The sequence below is a fragment of the Gemmatimonas sp. genome (genome assembly GCF_044345575.1).
In the GTDB taxonomy this organism is placed as follows: domain Bacteria; phylum Gemmatimonadota; class Gemmatimonadetes; order Gemmatimonadales; family Gemmatimonadaceae; genus Gemmatimonas.
Genome location: NZ_JBIJAW010000165.1, coordinates 1 through 7,434, shown reverse-complemented (window position 1 = coordinate 7,434; position 7,434 = coordinate 1). Strand labels below are relative to the sequence as shown.

Sequence of the window (7,434 nt, the reverse complement as noted above, 5' to 3'; positions counted from 1 at the left end):
CCACCTGGCACCCGGCCAAGGACAAGAACGACCTCTCGGCCACGCGCGCCAAGATCGGCGAGATGGTGACGGCCGCGAAGGCCGTGGCGGCGTCCAAGGCGCCGGCGACCTGCCAGAAGCCGGAGCTCGCCAAGGCGCAGGCGGGGCTCACGGGCGAAACCGAGAAGGTGGCGGCCATGGTAAGTGCCAAGGCCGACGACACCGCCCTCAAGGCGGCGATGAAGACGCTGCACGACCGCTTCGAGGTGCTCGAGGAAGGCTGCAACACCGGCATGAAGCACTGAGCGCTTCGCGGAGCTTCGGGGGCGTGGCGGGCTCCGGCGCATCCACATCACCGCCGCGAGTCTGTTCGGGGGTGGCCGTGCACTTCGCTCCGTCGCTGCGCGCCTACGCTACACGCCGGCGTCACCCCCTCACGGACTCGCTTGCGGCGACGTGGATGCGCCGGAGCTGATTGCCTCGTGCGGGGCGCGACAACCGCCGGCTTCCGGTTCCCCGTTCGCGTGCCTCTGCTTCGCGCGATGCAGCCCCGGCGGCTCCGCCGCCCCGTGAGCGGATCCCTGAGGGGGTGACGCCGGCGCGCCAAGGCGCGCGCGGCCACCCCCGAAGAGAGCAGCGAATGGGGTGTGCGGAGCTGACGGGGCGTGTCCCGCCCACGCAAAACACGACGCCCCACCGACCAGCGAACCGTCGGTGGGGCGTCGTCACATCCGCGATGTGAACCGAGTTACACGATCTCGCAGGCCCCGCCGGCGCAGGCCACGGTATCGGCGAGCGTCGTCATGTCGGTGCCTTCCCACAGCGCCGTGTAATCGACCGGGCTGTACGCGAGGGCGTTCCACTTGGCCATGTCCATCTCGGTGGTCACTTCTTCGCGCGGCGCCTGGGTGTACACCTTGTCGCCCGTTTCACGGAGCAGCGAGATGCCGGTGAAGTACTGACGGTTCTCGAAGATGAACTGCTGCACCGCGTCCCACTCGTCGTCGCGCACCGTGACGGTGTTGGAGACGTTGTGGTGGAGCCCCGGGTTGTACTGCTCGTGACGACGGCCGGCCACGACCCAGTGCTGCTGCACGAGGCGCACGTACTCGAGGAACTGCACCGCGCCCACGTCCTTGCGGAGGATGGCATCAGCCGGCGCCGTCACCGGGAAGGTGATCACGTCGGTGGTGTCCGGATCCCACGCCGACGCTTCCGTCATGTGCGGGTTGTTGAGCTTGAACCACTGGAACAGCGGCTCCGTGCGCGCGGCCTGCACACGACGGAAGTAGTGACGCGCGTGGTGCGGGTGGATACCAGAGCCGGCGCCGAGCACGAGGCTCGCGGTGCCTTCGGGCTTCACGCAAGTGATGCGCGCCGCCGCCGGGATACCGAGGTGTTCGGCCACGGCCGCGTTCGTGTCGAGGCACTCCTGCGCCCCGCGCTCCAGCACGGCCGGGTTGAGCAGCAGCGACGGACGATCGAGGATACCGCAGATGGACACGCCGAGGAGCGACTCACGCTCGTTGATGAAGCGCGTGGCAGCCCCGAGGTACGGGATGGTCGTGTACGCGGCCTGCAGCGTACCGAGCAGCGCCGCGGCGCGGCAGCAGGCCAGGAAGCCGGCTTCGTCTTCGCACGCGTTGGCGTTGATCGTCGTGAGGTTACACATCTGCCAGCCGCTCACCTTGCTGCCCACCGGCACGTCGGGCATGCCGTACTCGGCGAGCTTGGCCTGCGCGGCCTCGTCGACCACGGCGAACGGCGCGAGGCCGATTTCGACGCACGGGTTGGCGCCGTACTCGACGTCGTCCACGAAGTAGAAGCCCGGCTCACCGAATTCCTTCTGCAGTTCGAAGAGACGCTGGAAGTCGCCTTCGGTGTGCTGGTCGCGCACGAGCACGGCCGAGTTGTTGGACTTGCCGCGCTGCGGGTTGGTCTCGAACCAGTTGCCCGTCTTGGCGGCCGCCATTTCGTCGTCGTCGGCCGAGAAGAGGCAGATGGTGGCCGAGCGGCGGATACCGCCCGAGAGCACCGCGACGGCGACGTGCATGAGGATGTCGTACACTTCGATGGGGCGCATCGCGCGACCCGACACGTTATCGAGCATACGCTCGACGGCGGTGAGCGCCTTCTTGAGCGGCAGGTGACCCGGGGCGCGACCGCCCGACGTGCGGAGCGGCGCCCCACGACGACGGATGTTCGAGTAGTTGAACTCGATCTTCTTGTTGTCGGTGTAGCTGCGCATCAGCGCGTCGAGCGCGTCCGCCCACCCCTCAAGCGTATCGCCGACGTTGTAGTGCACGACCTCGAGTTCGTTCTCGGCGCCGCGGATGGGGAAATGCGGCAACTGCGCAACGTGATGCTTCTGCACTGAGAAGCCCACACCCGTGCCCGACATGAGGAGGAAGAACGCTTCCTTGAACGCGTCGAGGCGGTTCATCTGCGTGAAGGCGCAGTTGAACATGCGGGCGTTGTTCGCTTCGATGGCCTGACCGCCGAACTGGAGCGAGCGCATGGAGGGCAGGATCGCCTTGCGCTGCAGCGCGGCCTCAGTCTCGTCGATGAGCTCACGCAGCAGGCGGCCGCCGAATCCGGCAACGGGCTGGTCGAGCTTGTCGGCGAAATGGGCGCGGTGCATGTCCATCACGCGCGTGAACGCTTCCGACGGCGTTTCGCGGCGGCCGAGGTCGTCACGGTAGCGCGAGTAGCGCGAGAGGAAGATGTAATCCTGCAGGCCGTTCTCGCCGTGGGCGGCGAGGCGCACCTGGGCGCGGCTGGCGCGATAGATGACGTAGCGCTTGGCCACGTCCCAGTGGCCGCGGGCCGCGATCATCATTTCCACGATGTCCTGCACTTCTTCCACCGTGGGGGTGCGTTCCTGCGCCTTGCGCTCGACGGTGTTCACCACGAGCTGCGTGATTTCGCAGACGTCGGCGAACTCAGTGAAGCCGAGGCCGAACCGGTGCGCGGCGTCGCTGGCGTGCGGGTTGGGCGCGTCGTCATGGCGCGCGGCCCAGAAGGCGAGCGCAATGGCGCGGGTGATGCGCTCCGGGTCCCACGGCGCGCGGCGCCCATCGCGCTTGATGACTTCGGTGATCGTGCGAACACCGGCGGCATCGTAGCTGCCAAAGGTCTGGCGGAGGTCGTTGGCGGCGCGAGGGGCGACGGTAGTGGTCATTCGGTGTCTCCAGAGGGGAAAAAGCCAACCTGTGTGCACACCCCCCGGAGGTCGTTCCCCGTGCCTCGTGTCGGCCGCGTCGTCGCGGTCAACACGAAAGCTCCCGGCGATGGTTTGCAGGGAGCCCTGGACGGGGCCGCGCGCACACGAAATCGAACAACTCGGTGCGGCGCGGCGATCCCCGGCGAACCCTCCCTCGAGGGGGCGCGCGGACTCATGGCACTGGCAGGTCTTCTGGCTCGGGATTCGGCCTCGGAAGCGGCCTTCCCGCGCCGGACATGGCGCAGTGGCGGAAAGCTTCCTCGTCGTCCCTTACAGCGGCGGGGCCGCCCCGGAATCACACCGGGTTCCCTCTTAGCCACGGCCTCTGGGGGAGGAGACCGGGGACCAGCGCCTATGTGGTGGAGCAACTGCGGTACGGTGAACCCCCTTGCCCGGCCGCACACGTGCAGGCGAGCAAGGAAGGATCAACTTCCGGCATTTCGGGCGGGGAGTCAAGAGACAGTTTGTCCGACTGGGACCGGCCGGAGGGACGGGGATGGTCGGGGTCGGTCCCGGGGCCGTTTTTGGCCACTCCCGACCCCGATTTCCGGCCCCTTTCGTCACATCGCGATCTTCTTGGCCTCGAGCTTCTTCTTCTGCTCCCGCAGGTGCTCGTCCATCTTGAGCCGCGGAATGCCGTTCTTGAGCCATTCGGGGGCCGGCTGCCCCTTGAGGTACGCGTCCCAGTATTCCATGAGCCGCTGCGAGTAGTCGCGCTTGTTCTTCCACTGCGCCAGGCCGTGGTTCTCGCCCACGTACTCCAGCAGAATCACGTCCTTGTCGAGCTGGCGCAGCGTGTTGTAGAAGGTGATGCCCTGGTTGAAGTCCACCGCGCCGTCCTTGTCGTCGTGCAGGATGATCAGCGGCGTCTTCACCTTATCCGCGTACCGGTTGGGCGAGTTGCGCTCGTAGGCCTCGCGGTTCTCGAGGAAGTTGCCCTTGAAGCGCCCCTGCGAGCTCTGGAAGATGGGCTGATTGGCGCTCCCCGTGTTCCAGTACACCGAGCTGTACATGCTCACCATGTCGGTGAGCGGCGCCCCGGCCACCGCGCTCTTGAAGATGTTCGTCTGCCCCACGAGGAAGCTGGTCTGGTAGCCACCCCAGCTGTGCCCGTGGAGTCCCACGCGCGCCGAGTCCACGATACCCGTGGCGATCGCCGCCTTCACCGCTGGCACCACGCTCCACACCGCACTCATGCCGGGATCGTTCAGCTTGTACACGATGTCCGGCAGGAACACCGCGTAGCCACGCGAGTTGTGCACGCCGATGAGCGCGTTGGGTGAGCTCGAGAACGTGGGCGAGTAAAACGAGTTGAGATTGTCCGACTGCAGTTCGTAGATGAACGTGAGCGTGGGATACGCCTTGCCCGGCTCGTAGCCGGCGGGGAGATACAGCGCGCCCTGCAGCGAGTCGCCCTTCTCCGTCACGTAGTGCACGAGCCGTGAGCCGGCCGACCACGCCACGCCGTTCATTTTCGGGTTCGCGTCGCTGAGTTGCGTCGAGTCAGCCAGCGCCCCGCCACTGAACGCCACGCGCCAGTAATCGGGGAAACGCGTGCTGCTCTGAATGCTCGCCACCCACAGCTCGGCGTCACGCGCCTTCATGGGCGCGAGGCGCGTGTCGCGCCAGCCGCTCAGCACCACCGCCCCCATCTTGTTGGGGTCGAGGCGCACGAACGCTTCCTTCTTGGTGAGGTGCTGCATCGCCACCATGTAGATCGGCTTGGTGAGATCGATGCTGCGCTCGCGCGGGTCGGTGCTGATGCGGCGGCTGTAGCGGATTTTCTTCGCACGGCCATCCACGGTGAGATTCGCGAAGCTGTTGCCCGCGAGCCCCACGCGCCACACGTCGTAGTTGTCCTGCAGCAGCACGAAGCGGCCGTCCTTGCTGAAGCCCACCACCTGCGTGGCGGGACGATCCACATTGTGGTCGTCCTCGGTGTCCACGAACGACACCGGCGCGCCCTGCGTGATGTTGGTGGTTTTCTTGGTGGCCACGTCGTACGCCTGCCAATGGCCGTTGTCCCAGAAGAGCACCGTGCGCGCATCAGGCGAGAGCTGCGCGTTGCCGCGCGCGTCCTTCTTCACGAGCGTGCGGGCGCCGGTGCGCGTGTCGATCACATACACATCGCGGCGCTGAATGCCGTCGAGGTTGCTCTGACGTTCGTACGCGCTGTTGTCGCTCCCCAGCAGCAGGGCATCGCGCGCGCCGAGGGTGGCGGTGCGCACCACCTCGTCGGTGAGCTGCACGATCTTGTCGGTGGCGGGCAGGTACGTGGCCATGAAGGAGAAGCCCTTGTCGGCCTGCTCCTGCACGAGCTGCATCGACTGCAGGCGCGCGTCCTTGCCGTGCCACAGGATGAGGCTGGGCTTGTCGTCGTCCTCGAGCGCTTCGCCCTTGGGGAGCGGCGTCGTGGCCACGCGCAGCCCGATCAGCAGGCCGTCCTGCGCGTCGAGCCACCGGGGCGCGCGGTCGGGGCTCACTTCCATGCCGTTCGGCAGCGTGGTCTTCGCCCCCGCGCCCACCATCACCGTCTTCTGCGCTGGCGAGCCGGCGCGGCTCACACCCACGGCCGCCCAAGTGGTGTCCGTGTTGGCGCTGTCGGCCGTGCCTTTGAGGAACGCGAAGCTCGCGAGCGTATCCGTCCACGCGAGGCGACGATACAGCGCCTTGCCGGCGTCGATGTTCTTCACAACACCACTGGACAGGTCGCGCAGTTGTACGCCGTTGCCCACCATCTCTCGTGCATCGATGGTGTAAGCGAGCAGCCGGCCGTTGTCGCTGAAGGCGAAGTCGCCCACGTTGCCCACGTTGAGCACATTGGCGGTGCCCAGCTCGTGCAACAGCAGGTCGGTGCCATCCACGCGCGCGCCGCCGCCACCAAAGAGGTTGCCACCCATGCCCGGCGCGCCCGCCGCGGGGCCGCCCGCACCGCCGCCGCCGCCGGCGGGCGCATCGGGGCCATAGGCCTGCATGGCGAGGTAGCTCGGCACGTCACCGCCGAAGGCGATGCGGCGAATGCGGTCGAACTCGCGCTGCTCGCCCGTGGCGAGATTCACCACGAGCGCTTTGCTCTGGATGGGGCGGCGCTGCTGACGCAGCCGCTTCTGCTCGGCCGCCTTGGGGTACACCAGCACGGCCAGCCACTTCCCATCACCGGACAGCTGCAGCCCCGGCACCCCGCCGCCGAACCCGCCGGCAGCGGGCACTTCGCCCACGGGGAACCGACGTACCGTGCCACTGGCGGTGGTCTGCCGCACGATGACCTCGGCGTCACCCTCGTTCGGAGCCTGGAGGTAGGCGAACCATTGGCCGTCGTTGGACAGGGCCGCGCCGCGCAGCGTCTTCCACGCGGAGATGTCGGCGGCGGTGATGGGACGCGGCGCGGCACTGGCCGCGGCGCCCTGGGCGACCACGAGTGATGGGGTGGCGCACAGCGCCAGCCCCAAGGCCACCATCGGCGAGCGGGAAGGGAACAGCAAGATCGAGGCTCCGGGTAGAGGTCGCCCGAAGATACGCTGGTGACCGGGTTCGCGTTTGCCGGGGAGCCAGCGCGCGGGGGGAGTCGGGAGGGTCGGAGCCGGCGGGGGGCGTCGTGCTTCCGGTCACTGATCGCTGAGAGCTACTGCTGAAAGCCGAAAGCTCCCCGCGGGCGGCGAGGAGCTTTCAGCTTTCAGTCGTCTGTCGTCAGTCCAACTCCAACCTCAAAACGCCACAATCTCCAAATACGCCTGCCGGAAGGTGTCCACCTGCGGCAGCGTGGCGTCCTCGAGGCTCGGGGCATAGCCCACGAACACATCCTGGCTGGCGACCCGCTTCACCGGGGCATCGAGCCACGCGAAGCATTCGTCGGCGATGCTGGCGGCGATTTCGGCGCCGTAGCCCCACGAGAGCGAATCCTCGGTGGCCACGATCACGCGGCCGGTCTTCTTCACGCTCGCGTAGACCGCTTCCTTGTCCCACGGCGAGAGCGTGCGCAGGTCGATCACTTCCACGCTCGGGCCGCCCTCTTCGGCGATCTGGTTGGCCGCAACGAGGGCGCGCTGCACCGTGGCGCCGTACGTCACCAGCGTGACGTCGGTGCCCTGACGCAGAATGTTCGCCTTGCCGAACGGGATCATGAAGTTCGGGCCGGGATACTGCGCCTTGTTGTACGTCTGGCGGTACAGGTGCTTGTGTTCGAGGAACAGCACCGGGTCGTCGCAACGGATGGCGGTGCGCAGCAGACCATT

At 67.4% G+C, this 7,434-nt stretch carries 4 protein-coding genes and 1 riboswitch; of the genes, 1 reads left to right on the top strand and 3 read right to left on the bottom strand.

Going from position 1 to position 7,434, the window contains the following annotated elements:
* On the top strand, window positions 1-284 hold a 284-nt coding region (locus ACIQ6O_RS10525), incomplete at its 5' end, for a hypothetical protein (RefSeq protein ID WP_396207744.1).
* A gap of 443 nt (window positions 285-727) precedes the next feature.
* On the opposite strand, the gene ACIQ6O_RS10520 is transcribed toward ACIQ6O_RS10525, so the two are convergent.
* From ACIQ6O_RS10520 to ACIQ6O_RS10510, 3 genes are all read right to left on the bottom strand, one after another.
* Entirely contained in the window at window positions 728-3,160 is a 2,433-nt protein-coding gene (locus ACIQ6O_RS10520; RefSeq protein WP_396207743.1) for an ATP cone domain-containing protein, read from the bottom strand.
* 206 nt (window positions 3,161-3,366) lie between these two features.
* A riboswitch (cobalamin riboswitch) is annotated at window positions 3,367-3,567 on the bottom strand.
* 195 nt (window positions 3,568-3,762) lie between these two features.
* Window positions 3,763-6,684, bottom strand: a complete 2,922-nt coding sequence (locus tag ACIQ6O_RS10515) for a prolyl oligopeptidase family serine peptidase (protein WP_396207742.1) — start codon at window positions 6,682-6,684, stop codon at window positions 3,763-3,765.
* A 222-nt stretch (window positions 6,685-6,906) separates the two neighbouring features.
* Window positions 6,907-7,434: alpha-ketoacid dehydrogenase subunit beta (locus tag ACIQ6O_RS10510; protein WP_396207741.1), on the bottom strand; the 528-nt coding region annotated here is incomplete at its 5' end.